Source organism: Phyllobacterium sp. (genome assembly GCF_037994405.1).
In the GTDB taxonomy this organism is placed as follows: Bacteria; Pseudomonadota; Alphaproteobacteria; order Rhizobiales; family Rhizobiaceae; genus Phyllobacterium.
Genome location: NZ_JBBNAN010000319.1, coordinates 1 through 15868 on the forward strand (window position 1 = coordinate 1; position 15868 = coordinate 15868).

Here is a 15868-nt window from a genome sequence, read left to right on the forward strand (position 1 = left end):
AGCCTGGGCGTGAACAACATCTTTTACGAACCGACGCCCGATGGCTTCGGATCAAGTGAATCGCTTAAGGAATTTACCAAGGAGCTGCCGCGACTGAAGCTGAAACAGCAGCTCTACAGCCAGCGCATGGGCGACGTTCAATTCCTGTCATCCACGCTGTTCCGGGCAACATTGTCGCTGCCTGCCAATGTGCCGGTGGGCAAGCACATCGCCCGCGCCTATCTTTTCCGCAATGGCGAATTCCTGCGCGAAAGTGCGACCAGCCTCAACATCGTCAAGGCTGGGCTGGAATTCCGCATTTACCGCGCCGCCAACCAGCACAGCCTGCTCTACGGCCTGTTCGCAGTCTTTCTTGCGGTTCTGACCGGCTGGATGGGCCGCCTGGTATTCCGCAAGGATTAAGCGAGCGCAGGAGGCGATCTCTAAGCCTTATCGTTAATAGACATTGGTATAACGGAAAATGTCTTGAATAGATGGCGCCATTCGCGCTGATCCTCAAAGGTAAGCACACAAAAGATTTTGCCTGCTATGGAGAAAACCGATGTTCAAATTCTTGATCTTGAATTCCCAAGGCGATGGAGGCTTAGCAATCTGGCCCGGAACGTAGCTGCAGGGAATGCATTGGCGAGCTATCGTTCAACGTACAAGCTGGTCAATCACACGCTTCATGTCGGGCGCGTCTTCGTGACGAGCGTGCCCGGTCCATCCTGCACTTGCAGGGACGGCGCAAGAAGTGGCACCAATTTTCGAGGCAGCTAGAAAAGATCAGAAATTTGTTCCGCGATTTGCGTCCAGCAAAAAAACTAAGGGAAAGGTTTCGCCACGACGATAAGCCCTTGCAGCGGCTCACCGCGATCCATGCGGATTGTCTTGCTTTCAAGGCTCACGGGCGACATCGCATTTTCTGTCAGGAGCCGCCGCACATAGCCTTCTGAATGGGTGTAGCGCAGCGATGACTGCAGAACCAGTTCGTCGTCGCCCGCATGGTTCTCTACCGAGAAGGCAAACAATCCCTCTGGCGCAAGCGTTCGCGCCACATTAGCAAAGGCGCGATCGAGGTCACCCACATAGACAAAGACGTCAGCAGCGATAATCAGGTCGGTACTGTGAGCCGCCGCGTCGAGTTCGTTAACGTCACCCTTCGCAAGATTGTCGTAGGTCTGCTTTTCTGCAGCCTTTTGCAGCATGGCTTCGGAAAGGTCCATGCCGGTGAGATGATCGGCATCGTTGCGGAAGTAAGGCCCCATCAGGCCTGTGCCACAGCCAAGGTCGAGCATGGATCGATAGCGTCTTTCCGGCGCAGCTTTCTTGATCGCATTCGCCAGCAGTTCGGGCACGCGATAGTCGAGCTTGTCGAGGAGAGCGGATTCAAACGTCGGTGCATAGGCATCGAACAGCGTTTCGACATAAGCCGTTGGCGGCGTGTGGGGCACGCTTGCATGCCCGCTGGCCGCGAGCTTCAATCCTGCACCGAAGTGGTCATCTGAGTCGAGCTGCAGCAGGGTGCGCCAGGCCTGCGCCGCAGCATCACCGTGCCCGGCCGCTTCCTCCATTTCGCCGAGCCTGAACAGGCCCGCGGTCCAGTCCGGCACGATCTCGAGCGCCTGCCGCATAAGATCGGCGGCTGCAACGTGATCGCCGCTCTCAAAGAGCATATCCGCATAGGAAGCGCGCCGATCTGCGATCAGGTCACCGGATGACAGGAACGCGCGCGCCATGGTGTCTAGTTTGCGACCTGAACGCGGATGGAAATGATGTCGACCGATTTGCCGGATTGCGATACGTCCGAATTGATCTTGATCACCCCAGCTGCGGCCGGCTTCTTGTCCGCTGGGAATTGCGTCTGGACCAGGTATTCCTTGCTTGCATCGGTAATGTCGAAACGCTTGCGTCCGCAATCACCGAGATTACCAAAGTCGCAGCTCACGGCAATCTGGGTGCTGGTGCCGTCCTCGGTCTTGGCGACAATGTCGAACACCGCCTTTTTTTCGGCAAGTTGTTCGAGCACGCCCTGACCGACAGTGAAGCTTATGACGTCGGCTTCGGCAGGTGATTGGATCCGCACATATTTTTCCAGCTGGTCACCAGCAATGGTGGCAGTCGCCCGGCCGGTCAAGGCTACCTGGGTCATGTCGGACGGGTCGAATATCTTGATCCAGTTGCCCCCCGGGGCCAGTTCGCCTTCCTTGATCGGCTCATGGCTGCTGCTGGCGGCCGGATTGCTAGTGCTCGGAGGGATGCTTGACGGCTTCGAGTTTATGATTCCGGACGCGACAAGCCAAAGGACGCCGAGCGCGGCAGCCAGCATGGCAAGAATAATGAGGAACTTTGTAAGACCGCGCGCTTTCTTGCGTTCGGCCTTGCGCTTCAGGCGCGGACGCAGTCTTTCAGGGCGATAATTATCGGCCGCAGCGGGTTCGTTCGAGATCGCTTCGGGCGCGTCGATTTCAGGCGGCGGTGCGACATTGAGCGACGGCTCTACTCTGGCCGTTGAAGTGCGTGGTTCAACCGCATCCCGTGAAAGTGTCGGCTCACGTCGTTCGGCGACGGGAGTGGGTGGCGGAGGCGGCGTTATCGAGCCGGTCGCCTGCACTTCGTCCTCGATCCGGGTGATTGCGGCTTTCAGCCGTTCGCGCCGGTCTTCGCGCTGTTCGTCGTCGAGCGCTCCGTTGGCGGCAAGCGAGCGCTCGTGCGCACCCCACGCAGATTCGTAGATCTTCTGACGAATCGCCGGATTTACGGCGTCGGCCTTGGCCAATGCATTTCGGATCGCTTGCTCTATCGCTTCCAACTCGACGGTAATCCCTTCAAAGCAGCACGTATCAATGGCTAGCCATAACCTATCTTACTGCTTATTCAAGACTCTCGCGGCGCAATGATGGCGGTTTCCGATAAGGTGCAGCTTCGTGCATCGGGTGCCAGCACCCGGCAAAGCCACCGGATGCTCGAAACTTCGCACTAGATGAATCGACTGAGGAAGGCCCGGGTGCGCGGATGCTGCGGGTTGCCGAGCACGTCATCCGGCCGCCCCTGTTCGACGATAATTCCACCGTCCATGAACACGACCCGGTCGGCTGCTTCCCGAGCAAAGCCGATTTCGTGGGTGACGACGATCATCGTCAAGCCCTGGTCGGCAAGATCGCGCATCGTCGCCAGCACCTCGCCCACGAGCTCTGGATCAAGCGCCGAGGTCGGCTCGTCGAACAGCATCAGCTTCGGCTTGATGGCGAGGGCCCGGGCGATGGCCACGCGTTGCTGCTGGCCGCCTGACAATTGCCGGGGATAGGCGTCGGCCTTGTGTGTCAGCCCGACGCGAGCCAGGAGTTCCATTGCCAGCTCAGTTGCTTGCCTGCGGCTCAGCTTATGAACGCCGATCGGAGCTTCGATGATGTTCTGCAGCGCCGTCATGTGCGGATAGAGATTGAACTGCTGGAACACCATGCCGATCTGCCGCCGCTGTACGGCGATTGCCCGGGCAGGTAATTTGTTTAGCCTTCCGTTGTGCAGGCAGTAGCCAATCTGCTCGCCTGCAACGACGATAGATCCGCGGTCGATGGCCTCAAGATGATTGATGCAGCGCAGGAATGTCGATTTGCCTGAACCCGAAGGTCCAAGCACGACGACGACCTCGCCCGGTGCAACGTCGAGATCGATACCCTTGAGCACTTCGACTTCACCGAAGGCCTTATGCACATTGCGCGCCTGGACCAGTGGTTCGACAGCTTCCACTGCATTGATGGACAAAGCGGCGGTCATTTGCTGCCCTCCGGCGCCAAGGCGGAAATCTCGGCCACGACAACCTTCTCCTGTTTCTTGACTGCCGCTGCGGAGTTGCGTTCACCGCGGCCGTAATAGCGCTCGATGAAGCCCTGCCCCACGTTGAGGATAGAGGTGATGAAGAGATACCAGATGACTGCAACCATCAGCATGGGAATGACCTCGAAGGTCCGGTTATAGACAGCCTGCACCGAATAGAGCAGATCGGCCATGGCGATGACGCTGACCAGCGATGTTGCCTTGATCATGCTGATCAGCTGGTTGCCGGTTGGCGGGACAATGGAGCGCATCGCCTGCGGGATGATGATCCGCCACAATGCTCGGGCGCGGGTCATGCCGAAGGCCTCTGTCGTCTCGATCTGACCCTTGTCGACGGACAGCAGTCCGCCACGGATGATCTCGGCCATATAGGCCGCTTCATTCAGCGCAAGGCCGGCAATGGCGGCGGTCATCGGTGTGATCAGATCATTGGTGTTCCAGCTGACAAGCGTCGGCCCGAACGGAATCGCGATCGAGATTTCCGGAAAGAGCGTGGAAAGGTTGTACCAGAATATGAGCTGGACCAGCAGCGGGGTTCCGCGGAAGAACCATATGTAAAGGCCCGCCAATGAGCTGGCGAGCCGATCGTTCGACATACGGGCAATGGCGAGAAGCAGTCCGATCACCACGCCAATGGCCATGGCGACCACAGTCAGGCCAAGGGTGACATAGAGCCCGCGCAGGATCGTCTTTTCGGTGAACCATTGTGCGACAGTCGGCCAGCCGAAATTCTCGTTGTGGGCGACGATAAAGAGGAAGTTCGCGGCAATGAGAAGCGTGATGCCCCACAGTAGCCAGCGATCCGTTCGAAACGGCTTGTGTGCATTCGCGACATCGCGAAGTGCTGCTTCTGCATCGCCCTTAGGGGGCGATGCCATTGTCCGGTTGCTCTGCGTCATTTAGCACCCTGGCCCGCCAGATTGATGCCGGGCTCCTTGATCATGTTCTTCTCCAGCCCCCATTTCTTCATGATGATGGCATAGGTGCCATTGTCCATGAGGATTTTCAGACCGTCGCGCAAGACCTCGCCGAGCGGCGAACCTTTCGGCACCACGGCGCCCTGATAGAGGTTGTCAAAGCCGTTCTTCTCTCCAGTTGCCGCCAATTGGAGCTGGCCATTTGTCTGTTGAACGAAATAAGTCAAAGGTGCCTGCGAAGAGAAGAAGGCATCGGAGCGCTTCGAGCGCACCGCAAGAATCGAGCTCGGCTGGTCGGTAAACGACTGCACCTCGATTGCCGGCTTTCCGTCCTTGGTGCATTTTTCGGCTTGGGCCTTGATGACCTTTTCAGCCGAACCCGCAGCCATCACCGCAATGCGGTTGCCACAGGCTGCGTCAAGTGAGGTAATGCCTTTCGGATTGCCCTTCTGCACGGCGAACACAACATATTCCTGCACATAGTCGACGAAATCATTGGCCTCCTCGCGGGTAGCAAAATCACCTACGGGGCCAAAGGCAAACTGATAGCGTCCCGAATTGATGCCGCTGAGCAGAGCCGACAGGCCGCTGACGGTAGCATGCTTGATCTCGACGCCGAGAAGTTCGCCAAGTGCATTGGTCAGATCGGCGCTGGCACCGGTCATCTCGGTTGTGCCGGAGACGATTTCATAGGGCGGGAACGAGCCGTTGTTCACCGAAATCATACTCCCGCCTTTGCGGATTTCCTGCGGCAGTTTTGCCTTCAGCGCCTCGTTGACGGTCTGTTTTGGAACAGCTGTCTCCTCTGCCATGGCGGGACCCGCCAGAATGGAGCTTGCGAGCAGTGCGGCCGATGCCATCTTCAGAAGTTTCATGTTCATTCCCCTTTTCTTGATTCAACAAATTCGAGTGTGTCAGGCGAGTTCGGGCCGGGCAAAACGACGATTTGCCAGCACCGGCAGAACAGAACGGGCGTGGTCGATGCGCTTGGGATCGATCTGCGCGAAGATCAGCGCCGGCGCCTCACCGGCGCGGACAACTGCCACGCCGAGTGGATCGACAACCATGCTGGCACCAATGTTGCGCTCACCGCATTCACCGACGGCGACGATATAGCAGGTGTTTTCCAGCGCTCTCGCCGTGACCAGCACGTCCCAATGGGCCTCCTTGCCTGGCCCCTTCACCCATGCGGCGGGGAGGATCAGCACGTCAGCGCCGTCAACGGCGTGGCGGCGTGCAAGTTCCGGGAAGCGCAAATCGTAGCAGGTCATCAAGCCAAGCTTCAGGCCGGCCACTTCGATCAATTCAGGGATAGCCGACCCAGGCTGAACATTCGTGGATTCCTTGGCGGCAAATGCGTCGTAGAGATGAAGCTTCAGATATTGCGAGATGATCCGGCCACCGCGAATTGTCACAAGATTATTGAAAACACGCTGGCCTCCCGCTGGGACGTGGACACACATCATGACGGTCAAGTCACTCTTGCAGCTCTGCGCCAAGAGTTGCGCCATGAATGGTCCGTCGAGCCGCTGAGCTGTCTTCAGCACGATGTGCGGATCCGTGATATCACGGGCAAGAATCCCCTCGGGCAGCACCAGCAGATCGGCGCCGCCTTCCTGCGCCTGCCTGATCAGCTTCAAGCAGATTTCAGCATTCTCCTGCCAGATCTTGCTAACGGCAAATTGTCCAAGGGCGACCTTCATGCTGGAACTCCCACGCGGCCAGTCTTGGAAGAGTGGCTCGTTTCAAATGGGAAGAGATCAGTTGGCGTAAGCAGCATTGGTGTCAGTCCTTGCCCATGCAGTTGTTCGGCAAAATCGGCGATCATTCGCTCGTTGGCGGCAAAGCCGCTCTCGTTCCAGCCTGCGGGCAGATCGCGTGCGACATGGCCGAGCTCTTCGATGATCCATGGTGTTGTATCGGCATATTTACGGCGCTTGCTCAACCAGACCCGCTGCGACTCGTCGAGAAGATCGCTCAACTCCCGCGACAGCCAGGGATGCTCGGCAGCCAATGAAGCCTTGACACCAAGCAGATGCATCCCGGGCACGTAGCCAACTTCACCGAAATAAGCGAGTTCCTCGGCGCGCAAATCAGGCAGCACGTGGCGGAGGTTCGAATTGGCGCCAAAGAAGCTATCGGGCATGAAGGGCGTGAATACGGCGTCCAGCTCGCCAGTTTCCAGCAATTCCATCATCGGCCGCTCGCCCGGCGCCGCTTCAATGCGGCCGGCACGCCCGAAACCATCAAGCCGGTCGACGATCGGGTGCGCTTCGGTCAACCTGCCTGCAAACCAGTATGCGTCCTCGATCCCCACACCCGCATGGGCGAGCGCGGCCCGTGTCCAGGTATTACCGGAATCGCGCCAGCCGGTGACGCCGATCTTTTTGCCCGCTAATTGTTCGAGACGGGTGATAGGACTGTCGTTGACCGTGATGATGCAGCGATGCCGGAAGCCACGCATGACGAAGTTGGGAATGCCGAGCACATCCGTCTCGCCCTTTGCCCGCCCGCCGGCATAGCGGCTGAAGGAGATTTCCGCTGCGTCGTATTGCGGGTTGGTGCCGATATTCGAAACGAGCGTGCCGACCCGGTCGATCTTCAGATCCAGCCTCTCCGAACTGATATCGCCAAGTGCTAGCGGCGTCAGATAATCCCAGTCGCGGACGGCCAATCGAACAGTGATACGCAAGATATTCCTCGCCGGTTTGCATTTTTCCAGCGGGACGCTAAATGTTCATTCTTGACTGATCAATCACTATTACGTTACTGAACATTAAAAAGAGGATGAATAATGAGCGAAACTGCCTCGGTTCAGTGGTTTGCTGAAAAACTGACCGACCGGACGATGCGCGGCATCGCCATCGAGACGAGCGCCCTCATCCGCGCTGGCGCCATCCCGGTCGGCACCAAGCTGCCTGCGATCCGCGATCTGGCTTTCACCCTTGGCATCAGTCCGGCCACCGTGTCCGAAGCATGGAGCGAATTGCGGCGGCAGAAGATCATCACCGGGCGCGGACGCAATGGCACATGGGTAAGTGGCGACCGGATAGCGCCGCGACCTGCCCGGCTGGCCAGTGCGGGCGACTATGGCGATGAAGTGCTCGACCTTTCAATGGCGGTTCCGGATGTCGAACTGCTGCCGCCGCTTGGCGAAGCACTCCGCCGCGGCGCGTGCGCGGAAAATCTCAACAGTTACAGACGCGTCAGGATCCTTCCGGATCTGCAGGCGGCGGTCGAGCCACGCTGGCCTTACAAGCCGCAGGCGTTTCTGGCCACCAATGGCGGATACAATGCCGTCTATGCGCTACTGCATGCGCTGGTCATGCCGGGATCATTCATTGCAATCGAGGACCCGACCGCCATGCGCCTTCTCGATATTCTTGAGGACCTTGGCGTGCATATCCTTCCCGTCCAATGCGATGCCAACGGACCGCTGCCGGACTCGCTTGCGGCAGCATTGCACAAGAAGCCTGCCGCGTTCCTGTTTCAGCCGCGGACCCATTGCGTCACGGGATGCGGAGTGAGCAAGGCCCGTTTCGCCGAACTTGCGGCTGTTCTGAAGCATAGTGACGCCCTGATCATCGAGGACGATGGCGTCGGCGATGTTTCAGCATTGCCACCGGCAACCCTTGGCAATTACTTTCCCGACCGGGTTATCCACATTGTCTCTTACTCCAAGAGTCTCGGCCCTGACCTTCGGCTTGCAGTTCTTTCCAGTTCGACGCGGGTCGTTGAACAGATCCAGTCCTACCGCAGTTTCAGCGCGGGCTGGACGAGCCGCGCGCTGCAGTCTGCCGTCGCCTTTCTGCTCAACGACGACGAGACGGCAAAAAGCATGGTGCATGCCCGAACCATCTATAAGGAACGGCGGGACGGTTTGATGCGGGCTCTTAGCGAGCGCAATGTTCACCTTTCGGGCGGTGATGGCCTCGTCCTGTGGATCCCGGTCGAGTCCGAACAGTTTGCGCTTGTGACATTGGCGGCGCGCGGCATCGCCGTACTTGCTGGCGAGAAATGCTCAGTGCGTCCGATCAATCATGTTCGGGTTGCGACGAGCATTCTTAAGGATAGGCAGCAGGAAGTCGCCGACGCGATTGCACTCGCGGTCCGCAATCCCGATCACCGATTTTCGCGTTGACGGTTCAAAGCAGACTGTTCCACACTCCAACCCAAATTCGAGACGATTTTGAAGAAACCTTGGCAAAAATCACACAGGTTTCAACGAATCTCACACAAGAATTGGCGAATATCGTACGATTTTCGCCATTCAAGATTGCACATTTCAATCGCAAGTAGATTAGCTTTCGCTTGCTCAATATCAAAGGTCTGGTAAAAGGAGTTACGTTTACGCAAACGTCAAAGTTTATCGCATTGGGAGATGCACATGGCCTTGCCGGAAATCCTGAAATCCAAACTGCGCATTCCGGTTGTCGGCGCGCCGCTCTTCATCGTTTCGCATCCGCCGCTGGTGCTAGCCCAGTGCAAGGCGGGCGTCGTCGGGTCCTTCCCAGCGCTGAACGCCCGGCCTGAGGCTCAACTTGACGAATGGCTAGCTGAAATCACCGAAGAGTTGCGCAACCATGACGAGAAGAACCCCGATCGTTCCGCGGCACCCTTCGCTGTCAACCAGATCGTCCACCGGTCCAACAAACGGCTCGAACACGACCTGATGATGTGCGTAAAGTACAAGGTTCCCATTGTTATTTCGTCTTTGGGCGCAGTCCCCGAGGTCAATGAGGCAATTCATTCCTACGGCGGGATCGTCCTCCACGACATCATCAACAACCGTCACGCGAATTCCGCCATTCGCAAAGGCGCGGACGGGTTGATAGCGGTTGCAGCCGGCGCCGGTGGTCATGCGGGCCCCCTCTCGCCCTTTGCCCTTGTCCAGGAAATCCGCGAATGGTTCGACGGTCCACTGTTGCTGTCTGGTGCCATTGCCACCGGCCGCGCTATCCTGGGCGCGCAGGCCATGGGAGCCGACCTTGCTTATATCGGCTCGCCCTTCATCGCCACCCATGAGGCGCGCGCGGTCGACGGCTACAAAAAGATGATTGTCGAGTCCGCCTCGTCAGACATCGTCTACTCGAATTACTTCACCGGTATCCATGGCAATTACCTGAAACCATCGATTGCCAAGGCCGGAATGGACCCGGATCATTTGCCGGAGGCTGATCCATCAAAGATGGACTTCGAAGCCGCAACCACTGGAGCCAAGGCCTGGAAGGATATCTGGGGCTGCGGCCAAGGCATCAGCGCCATCAAGGAAATTCTACCTGCAGGCGATCTGGTTGCAGGGCTGGAACGCGAATATCACGCAGCGCGAGCGGCGCTCTGCGCCAGGTGAACACCGCGATCGCCAGTGACAAGATGCTTCTCACATCGGTCTGTTCGCGATTTCCGCTACCGCCCTTTTCGCCATGACTTTCACCAGGTTGGCACGGTAATCGGCCGAAGCGTGCATATCCGACAGGAGACCATCTGAATTTACCTTGAGACCATCCAGTGCCGAAGGGCTGAAATTACCGGCCAAGGCAGTCTCAGCATCTTCGAGGCGGAAAACACCGTTCTCACCCGCTCCGGTCACAGCGACCCTGACCTGGTCACCGGATTTGGCGACGAAAACGCCCGCAATTGCATAAAGCGAGGCCGGGTTGGGGAACTTCTTGTAAGCCGCCTTGTCCGGCGCCGTGAATTCAACCGCCGTCACGATCTCATCCGGCTCGAGCGCGGTTTCGAACAGGGCAACAAAGAATTGCGACGCCGGTATCGACCGCTGGTTGGTAATGATGGTCGCCTCGAGCGCTAACAGGGCGCAGGGGTAGTCGGCAGCTGGGTCGTTGTTGGCGATGGATCCGCCAATGGTTCCCATGTTTCTAACTTGCGGGTCGCCGATATGGGCGGCAAGACTGGTAATCGCTGGGCAGATCTTGGCGAGTTCCTCGTTGGTCGAGACATCGTAATGCGTGGTTACCGCGCCGATATGCACGGTGCGGCCATCGATTTTGATGCCTTTCAACGCCCCGATCCGTCTCAGATCGATAAGGTCGCTCGGCGACGCCAGGCGCTGCTTCATGGTTGGGATCAGCGTCATTCCACCGGCGAGAAACTTGCCATCTTCTGCTTCGCCCATCAGCCTTGCGGCTCCTTCAACGGAGGTGGCACGATGATATTTTGTCTCATACATGGCGCTTCCCCTTCACTTGGCAGCCTGGATGGCGGCCCACACGATCTGCGGTGTGGCCGGCATTGTCAGATTGTTGTTGTGGATCGCATCGGTGATGGCATTGATCACGGCAGGTGGCGAGCCAATGGCGCCGGCCTCCCCGCAGCCCTTGATGCCGAGCGGATTGGACGGGCACGGCGTTTCCGTGGTCATGATATTGAATGACGGCAGATTCTGCGCGCGTGGCATTGTGTAATCCATGTAACTCGCAGTCAGAAGCTGACCGCTATCGTCGTAGTGTGTGCCTTCGAGCAATGCCTGACCGATACCTTGCGCCAGACCGCCGTGCACTTGTCCTTCGACGATCATCGGATTGATGATTTTGCCGAAATCATCGGCCGCGACGAACTGGATGATCTGCGTCGTTCCCGTTTCGGGATCGACTTCCACCTCGCATATATGACAGCCGCCCGGGAAGGTGAAATTCGAGGGATCGTAGAAAGCTCCCTCTTTCAATCCCGGTTCCATACCGGAAGGGAGATTGTGGGCGGTGTAGGCAGCCAGCGCAACCTGGAACCACGGAAGGGACTTGTCGGTGCCGGCAACCCGTACATCGCCATTCTTGATCTCGATATCAGCCTCATCCGCCTCCAGAAGGTGGGCGGCTATTTTCTTCGCCTTGGCTTCCACCTTGTCCAAAGCCTTGACAATGGCGGACATACCGACGGCGCCGGAGCGAGATCCATACGTGCCCATTCCCATCTGTACCTTGTCGGTGTCACCATGAACAATAGAAACGCTGTCGATCGGGACACCGAACCGCTCTGCTGCGAGCTGGGCAAATGTTGTCTCATGCCCCTGCCCGTGCGAATGCGAGCCGGTCAGGATTTCGATCGTGCCGACCGCATTGACCCGGACTTCCGCACTCTCCCACAGTCCAACGCCGGCGCCCAGCGAACCAACCGCCGCTGAAGGCGCGATACCACAGGCTTCGATGTAGCAGCTCATGCCTATACCGCGCAGCTTGCCGCGCTTTGCGGCTTCTTTTCGGCGCGCCTCAAAGCCTGCATAGCCTGCAGCTTTCGTGGCCGCGTCCAGAGTTGCTTCGAAGTCGCCCGCATCATAATTCATGATCACCGGCGTCTGGTGCGGGAAGGAGCGTATGAAATTCTTCCGGCGAAGTTCAGCCGGCGAGACCTTCAGCTCGCGCGCAGCAGTTTCCATAATGCGCTCGAGTACAAAACTGGCTTCAGGTCGCCCGGCACCGCGATAAGCATCGACCGGTGCGGTGTTGGTATAGACCGCCTTTACATTGGCATGGATTGCCGGAATGTCATATTGGCCGGAAAGAAGCGTTGCATAGAGATAGGTCGGCACAGAACTCGAGAACAGTGACATGTAGGCGCCGAGATTGGCGATCGTCTGCACCTTGAGACCGAGGATTTTGTTGTCCTTGTCAAAGGCGATCTCAGCATGGGTAACGTGATCGCGTCCATGCGCGTCGGCGAGAAAGCTTTCACTGCGATCAGCCGCCCATTTCACGGGGACGCCAGTCTTTTTCGACGCCCAGAGACAGATAACTTCTTCCGGATAGATAAATATCTTCGAGCCGAAGCCTCCGCCGACATCCGGGGCAATGACGCGCAGCTTGTTTTCCGGTGCAACGTTGTAGAATGCACTCATCACCAGACGCGCGAGATGCGGGTTCTGTGACGTTGTCCAGCACGTATAATGGTCTTCCGCAGCGTCGTAGACCCCAAGCGTCGCGCGCGGCTCCATCGCATTCGGGACAAGGCGATTGTTTACAATGTCCATCCTGGTGACATGCGCAGCTCCGGCGAAGGCATCATTCGTTGCCTTTTCGTCACCAAGGTCCCAGTCAAAAATGAGATTGCCGGGAGCTTCGGGATGGAGTTGCGGGGCGCCTTCCTTCAGGGCGTTGACCGCATTTACAACCACGGGCACCTCTTCATATGAGACGTCCACCGCCTCGGCCGCATCGCGCGCCTGTCCCTTTGTTTCGGCAATCACAATAACCACTGCATCGCCCACATAGCGCACCGTATCGGTCGCCAGCGGCGACCAGGCGCCCATTTTCATGGGAGTGCCATCCTTCGAATGGATCATCCAGCCACAGATCAGATTGCCGATACCATCAGCCTTCAATTCCGAGCCCGTCAGGACACCAATAACGCCAGGCATCTTCTTTGCGGCTTCAGTGTCGATGCCGGTGATCTTTGCATGTGCATAAGGACTGCGAACGAAGGCTGCATGTTTCATGCCGGGCACGACCATATCGTCCGTGTAGCGGCCCTTGCCGGTGATAAACCTCTTGTCTTCCTTGCGAAGAACGCGTGCTCCAATACCTTCAACGCTCATGGCGATTTCTCCCTGTCGCAGGCGTTTCACCTAGAGAAATTTGTGCGCCTCTGAGGCAAAGCGGCTGCAAGACTGAAATTCAGATGATCAGGCAGCCTTAACGGTGCCTTTGCCCATTTTGTCCGATGCTTCGAGCACGGCCTTGACGATGTTGTGATAGCCGGTACAGCGGCAAATATTGCCCTCAAGCTCATCCCGCACGGTTGCTTCATCGAGCCCTTCGGGGTGCCGCCGGATCATATCGACCGACGTCATTATCATGCCAGGCGTGCAGAACCCGCATTGAAGCGCATGATTTTCCCGGAACGCGACCTGAAGCGGATGCAGTTCTCCGTTGGAGCTAAGGCCCTCGATCGTCATAACCGTCGAGCCGGAAGCCTGGGCTGCCAGCATTGTGCAGGACTTGACTGCCCGGCCATCGACATGAACGACACATGCACCGCATTGCGACGTGTCACACCCGACATGGGTGCCAGTTAACCCAAGGTTTTCACGCAGGAAATGCACAAGCAGTGTGCGGTCTTCGGCCTCGCCTGTGACGGCACGCCCATTCACGAACAATTCCACTTTGGCCATAGGTTCCTCCCAGAACATTGACTCATGCGGCTCTTTCGGACGTCATGTGGTGAAGGAAGATTAACCGGTCCTGCGCGCTTGTCTATCGTCAAATGGAAAAATTCTAATTTGGATTTCCCCGGCAGAACAGGTATTGGCCCAGAATTGTATTACCCGTGCCAAATGCAGCGATGTCAAGGCTTGCAATCGGGGCGCAATGAAGGTATCAGGCGCGTCATCCGTCGGCACATTCATGATGGCCGATTTCAAGGATCGGGAAGTTCCTTCCCTGCCGCTTTAGCTCAGTCGGTAGAGCACATCATTCGTAATGATGGGGTCGCGTGTTCGAGTCACGCAAGCGGCACCATCTTTCTACTGGTAAATCAGTATCTTGACTAAATGTCTTTCGTAAATTCCCAATTGCCCTGATCCTCCGGTCGTCACTGGATCGTCACGCATTTGCAAGCATCGCTCGTGTTTCCTTCTTTTCGCTCGCCTCGAGCCGGTCCAATAGTTCGTTAAATCTTGCTCCATTGGCACGATCCGAGGACCGCAGCGCATCGCGCGCCCGAAAAAGCTTACTTGTCGAGCTGACCTCTGACCGGTTTGGTCGGATGATCGTCCCTCTTGTCGTCGTCTTCCGACATGCTCCGCCCTCTCACGGCAAGCTTGGGCGATCACAGGGCGACTTAACCACCGACGTTCGTGCGGGCTGACTGCGCGGCGATCCATTTGGCGGTGACCTGCTGGATAACGGAGATGAAGAGGGCGGTGGTGATACCGAACATCATCAGACCGTTGGCAGCCTGGAGCGGCCCAAGCAGCCGCATTCGGCCATTCAGCACAACGTCACCATAACCGAGCGAAGTGAAGGTCACGCCCGAAAAATACATCGCCGTTTCAAAGTCCGCAAATGCACCGAGCAATCTGTACAGCAATGCCCAAAACGCAACCTGGACGATGTTGCCGATCATTAGCACTACCATTAGAATCGAGAATTGAAGGAAAATCCCGCGCAGCGGCTTAGGACCGAGCGGTTGCCGGGAAGCCCGGGCGAAGTAACGGGCGGCGAACACCGATGCCAGCACCTGAAATGCAAGGCATGCCAACATTGCCAGCAAGCCCAGAGCAATAACCCTGATCATGGCGGCGGATCTTCAGTCCGCGGCCTGCCCTCAATGGGGTCGTACCGCAGCCACTCCGTGAGCAGTACGTAGCCAACGGCCAGGATGACAGGGCCCACAAACAGGCCGAGAATCCCGTCAGCGATCATGCCGCCAATCACGCCAATGAGAATGATCGGCATTGGAACGTCAAGTCCGCGGCCGAGCATCAATGGCTTAAGGAGGTTGTCACTGAGCCCAGCAATGATGGTCCAGATCGAAAAGATGATCGCCGGTGTGGTCGCTTCCGTCGCCAGAACATAGGCTATAACAGGTAGTGTTACCAGCAGCGCCGGCACCTGCACGATGGCAAACAACAGTACAACGAGCGTCAAAACTCCGGCCGACGAAAGACCTATTGCGAAAAAGCCTATCCCGATCAGCAGCGACTGGATGACAGCTACGCCGACTACGCCGACCGCCACACCTCGGATCGTAGCGGCGGTCATCGCAACCAGCCGGGGGCCTTGTGCTTTGCTGCCGGTGATACGTTCCAACAGGCGACTGGCGAAATCGGTGGCGCCGTCGCCATAGGCGATGAGCACGGCAGCGACCGCGAACGAAAGCACGAATGACAGCTGACCGGCGGCCAAACCGCCCGCGAACGACGCCAGCGATGATGCGATCCCACCTAGCATTTTGCCGTATTTGGCAAGCGCCGCTGGCATGTTTGTCGCGACGAGGGCCCATGTCTCGGTCAGTTTCTGGCCGACCAGAGGCAGGTCGGCCAGCCATGGCGGCGGCGGCGGCACCGTGAGGCTGCGGTCTTGCAAGCCCGAGACGAACTCAAGTATGGAAGATCCAAGGGACGTCACCACCATGACCAATGGTACCAGCATCAGCGCAACGCTGACGAGGCCGATCAACGT

At 57.8% G+C, this 15868-nt stretch carries 15 protein-coding genes and 1 tRNA gene; 4 read left to right on the forward strand and 12 right to left on the reverse strand.

Features of this window, described 5'->3' with window-relative positions:
* A partial coding sequence (locus AAAC48_RS17840; RefSeq protein WP_340655471.1) for a TIGR02186 family protein occupies positions 1-402 on the forward strand: 402 nt, incomplete at its 5' end.
* 401 nt (positions 403-803) lie between these two features.
* On the opposite strand, the gene AAAC48_RS17845 is transcribed toward AAAC48_RS17840, so the two are convergent.
* From AAAC48_RS17845 to AAAC48_RS17875, 7 genes are all read right to left on the reverse strand, one after another.
* Positions 804-1718 carry a methyltransferase domain-containing protein gene (locus AAAC48_RS17845; protein WP_340655472.1) on the reverse strand — a complete coding sequence of 305 codons (915 nt, stop codon included), beginning with the start codon at positions 1716-1718 and terminating at the stop codon, positions 804-806.
* A gap of 5 nt (positions 1719-1723) precedes the next feature.
* Complete coding sequence (locus tag AAAC48_RS17850) at positions 1724-2791, reverse strand: hypothetical protein (RefSeq protein ID WP_340655473.1); 1068 nt, start codon at positions 2789-2791, stop codon at positions 1724-1726.
* Positions 2792-2958: 167 nt separating this feature from the next.
* The gene (locus tag AAAC48_RS17855; protein WP_340655485.1) at positions 2959-3738 is read right to left on the reverse strand and encodes an amino acid ABC transporter ATP-binding protein; all 780 of its coding nucleotides are present in this window, start codon (positions 3736-3738) and stop codon (positions 2959-2961) included.
* A 14-nt stretch (positions 3739-3752) separates the two neighbouring features.
* The gene (locus AAAC48_RS17860; RefSeq protein ID WP_340655474.1) at positions 3753-4715 is read right to left on the reverse strand and encodes an amino acid ABC transporter permease; all 963 of its coding nucleotides are present in this window, start codon (positions 4713-4715) and stop codon (positions 3753-3755) included.
* Complete coding sequence (locus AAAC48_RS17865; RefSeq protein ID WP_340655475.1) at positions 4712-5614, reverse strand: ABC transporter substrate-binding protein; 903 nt, start codon at positions 5612-5614, stop codon at positions 4712-4714. Before AAAC48_RS17865 ends, AAAC48_RS17860 begins: the two co-directional genes overlap by 4 nt.
* Before the next feature lie 33 nt (positions 5615-5647).
* On the reverse strand, positions 5648-6436 hold the full coding sequence (locus tag AAAC48_RS17870; RefSeq protein ID WP_340655476.1) for a deaminated glutathione amidase: 789 nt from the start codon (positions 6434-6436) through the stop codon (positions 5648-5650).
* On the reverse strand, positions 6433-7425 hold the full coding sequence (locus AAAC48_RS17875; protein WP_340655477.1) for a nitrate ABC transporter substrate-binding protein: 993 nt from the start codon (positions 7423-7425) through the stop codon (positions 6433-6435). Before AAAC48_RS17875 ends, AAAC48_RS17870 begins: the two co-directional genes overlap by 4 nt.
* A gap of 102 nt (positions 7426-7527) precedes the next feature.
* On the opposite strand from AAAC48_RS17875, the gene AAAC48_RS17880 reads away from it, so the two are divergent.
* Together AAAC48_RS17880 and AAAC48_RS17885 are read left to right on the forward strand one after the other, a co-directional pair.
* Positions 7528-8874: an aminotransferase class I/II-fold pyridoxal phosphate-dependent enzyme gene (locus tag AAAC48_RS17880; RefSeq protein ID WP_340655478.1), complete on the forward strand. Its 1347-nt coding sequence runs from the start codon at positions 7528-7530 to the stop codon at positions 8872-8874.
* Positions 8875-9120: 246 nt separating this feature from the next.
* Positions 9121-10083 carry a nitronate monooxygenase family protein gene (locus AAAC48_RS17885; protein WP_340655479.1) on the forward strand — a complete coding sequence of 321 codons (963 nt, stop codon included), beginning with the start codon at positions 9121-9123 and terminating at the stop codon, positions 10081-10083.
* A 30-nt stretch (positions 10084-10113) separates the two neighbouring features.
* Here AAAC48_RS17885 and AAAC48_RS17890 read toward each other — a convergent pair whose 3' ends face one another.
* From AAAC48_RS17890 to AAAC48_RS17900, 3 genes are all read right to left on the reverse strand, one after another.
* Positions 10114-10923, reverse strand: a complete 810-nt coding sequence (locus AAAC48_RS17890; protein ID WP_340655480.1) for a xanthine dehydrogenase family protein subunit M — start codon at positions 10921-10923, stop codon at positions 10114-10116.
* Positions 10924-10935: 12 nt separating this feature from the next.
* Positions 10936-13281, reverse strand: a complete 2346-nt coding sequence (locus AAAC48_RS17895) for a xanthine dehydrogenase family protein molybdopterin-binding subunit (RefSeq protein ID WP_340655481.1) — start codon at positions 13279-13281, stop codon at positions 10936-10938.
* An 87-nt stretch (positions 13282-13368) separates the two neighbouring features.
* Entirely contained in the window at positions 13369-13857 is a 489-nt protein-coding gene (locus tag AAAC48_RS17900) for a (2Fe-2S)-binding protein (protein WP_340655482.1), read from the reverse strand.
* A 270-nt stretch (positions 13858-14127) separates the two neighbouring features.
* Here AAAC48_RS17900 and AAAC48_RS17905 point away from each other — a divergent pair.
* Positions 14128-14203, forward strand: a tRNA-Thr gene (locus tag AAAC48_RS17905).
* Between the two features lie 322 nt (positions 14204-14525).
* Here the strand turns inward: AAAC48_RS17905 and AAAC48_RS17910 are convergent.
* Together AAAC48_RS17910 and AAAC48_RS17915 are read right to left on the reverse strand one after the other, a co-directional pair.
* Positions 14526-14981 carry a potassium channel family protein gene (locus tag AAAC48_RS17910; RefSeq protein ID WP_340655483.1) on the reverse strand — a complete coding sequence of 152 codons (456 nt, stop codon included), beginning with the start codon at positions 14979-14981 and terminating at the stop codon, positions 14526-14528.
* Positions 14978-15868, reverse strand: an 891-nt coding sequence (locus tag AAAC48_RS17915; RefSeq protein WP_340655484.1) for an AI-2E family transporter, incomplete at its 5' end; no start/stop codon positions are given. The genes AAAC48_RS17910 and AAAC48_RS17915, both read right to left, overlap by 4 nt.

Bases quoted from the DNA above. Each gene is read 5' to 3' on its own strand.
- AAAC48_RS17900 (WP_340655482.1), bottom strand. From the start codon at position 13,857: ATGGCCAAAGTGGAATTGTTCGTGAATGGGCGTGCCGTCACAGGCGAG.
- AAAC48_RS17895 (WP_340655481.1), bottom strand. From the start codon at position 13,281: ATGAGCGTTGAAGGTATTGGAGCACGCGTTCTTCGCAAGGAAGACAAG.
- AAAC48_RS17885 (WP_340655479.1), top strand. From the start codon at position 9,121: ATGGCCTTGCCGGAAATCCTGAAATCCAAACTGCGCATTCCGGTTGTC.
- AAAC48_RS17910 (WP_340655483.1), bottom strand. From the start codon at position 14,981: ATGATCAGGGTTATTGCTCTGGGCTTGCTGGCAATGTTGGCATGCCTT.
- AAAC48_RS17865 (WP_340655475.1), bottom strand. From the start codon at position 5,614: ATGAACATGAAACTTCTGAAGATGGCATCGGCCGCACTGCTCGCAAGC.
- AAAC48_RS17870 (WP_340655476.1), bottom strand. From the start codon at position 6,436: ATGAAGGTCGCCCTTGGACAATTTGCCGTTAGCAAGATCTGGCAGGAG.
- AAAC48_RS17845 (WP_340655472.1), bottom strand. From the start codon at position 1,718: ATGGCGCGCGCGTTCCTGTCATCCGGTGACCTGATCGCAGATCGGCGC.
- AAAC48_RS17860 (WP_340655474.1), bottom strand. From the start codon at position 4,715: ATGACGCAGAGCAACCGGACAATGGCATCGCCCCCTAAGGGCGATGCA.
- AAAC48_RS17880 (WP_340655478.1), top strand. From the start codon at position 7,528: ATGAGCGAAACTGCCTCGGTTCAGTGGTTTGCTGAAAAACTGACCGAC.
- AAAC48_RS17890 (WP_340655480.1), bottom strand. From the start codon at position 10,923: ATGTATGAGACAAAATATCATCGTGCCACCTCCGTTGAAGGAGCCGCA.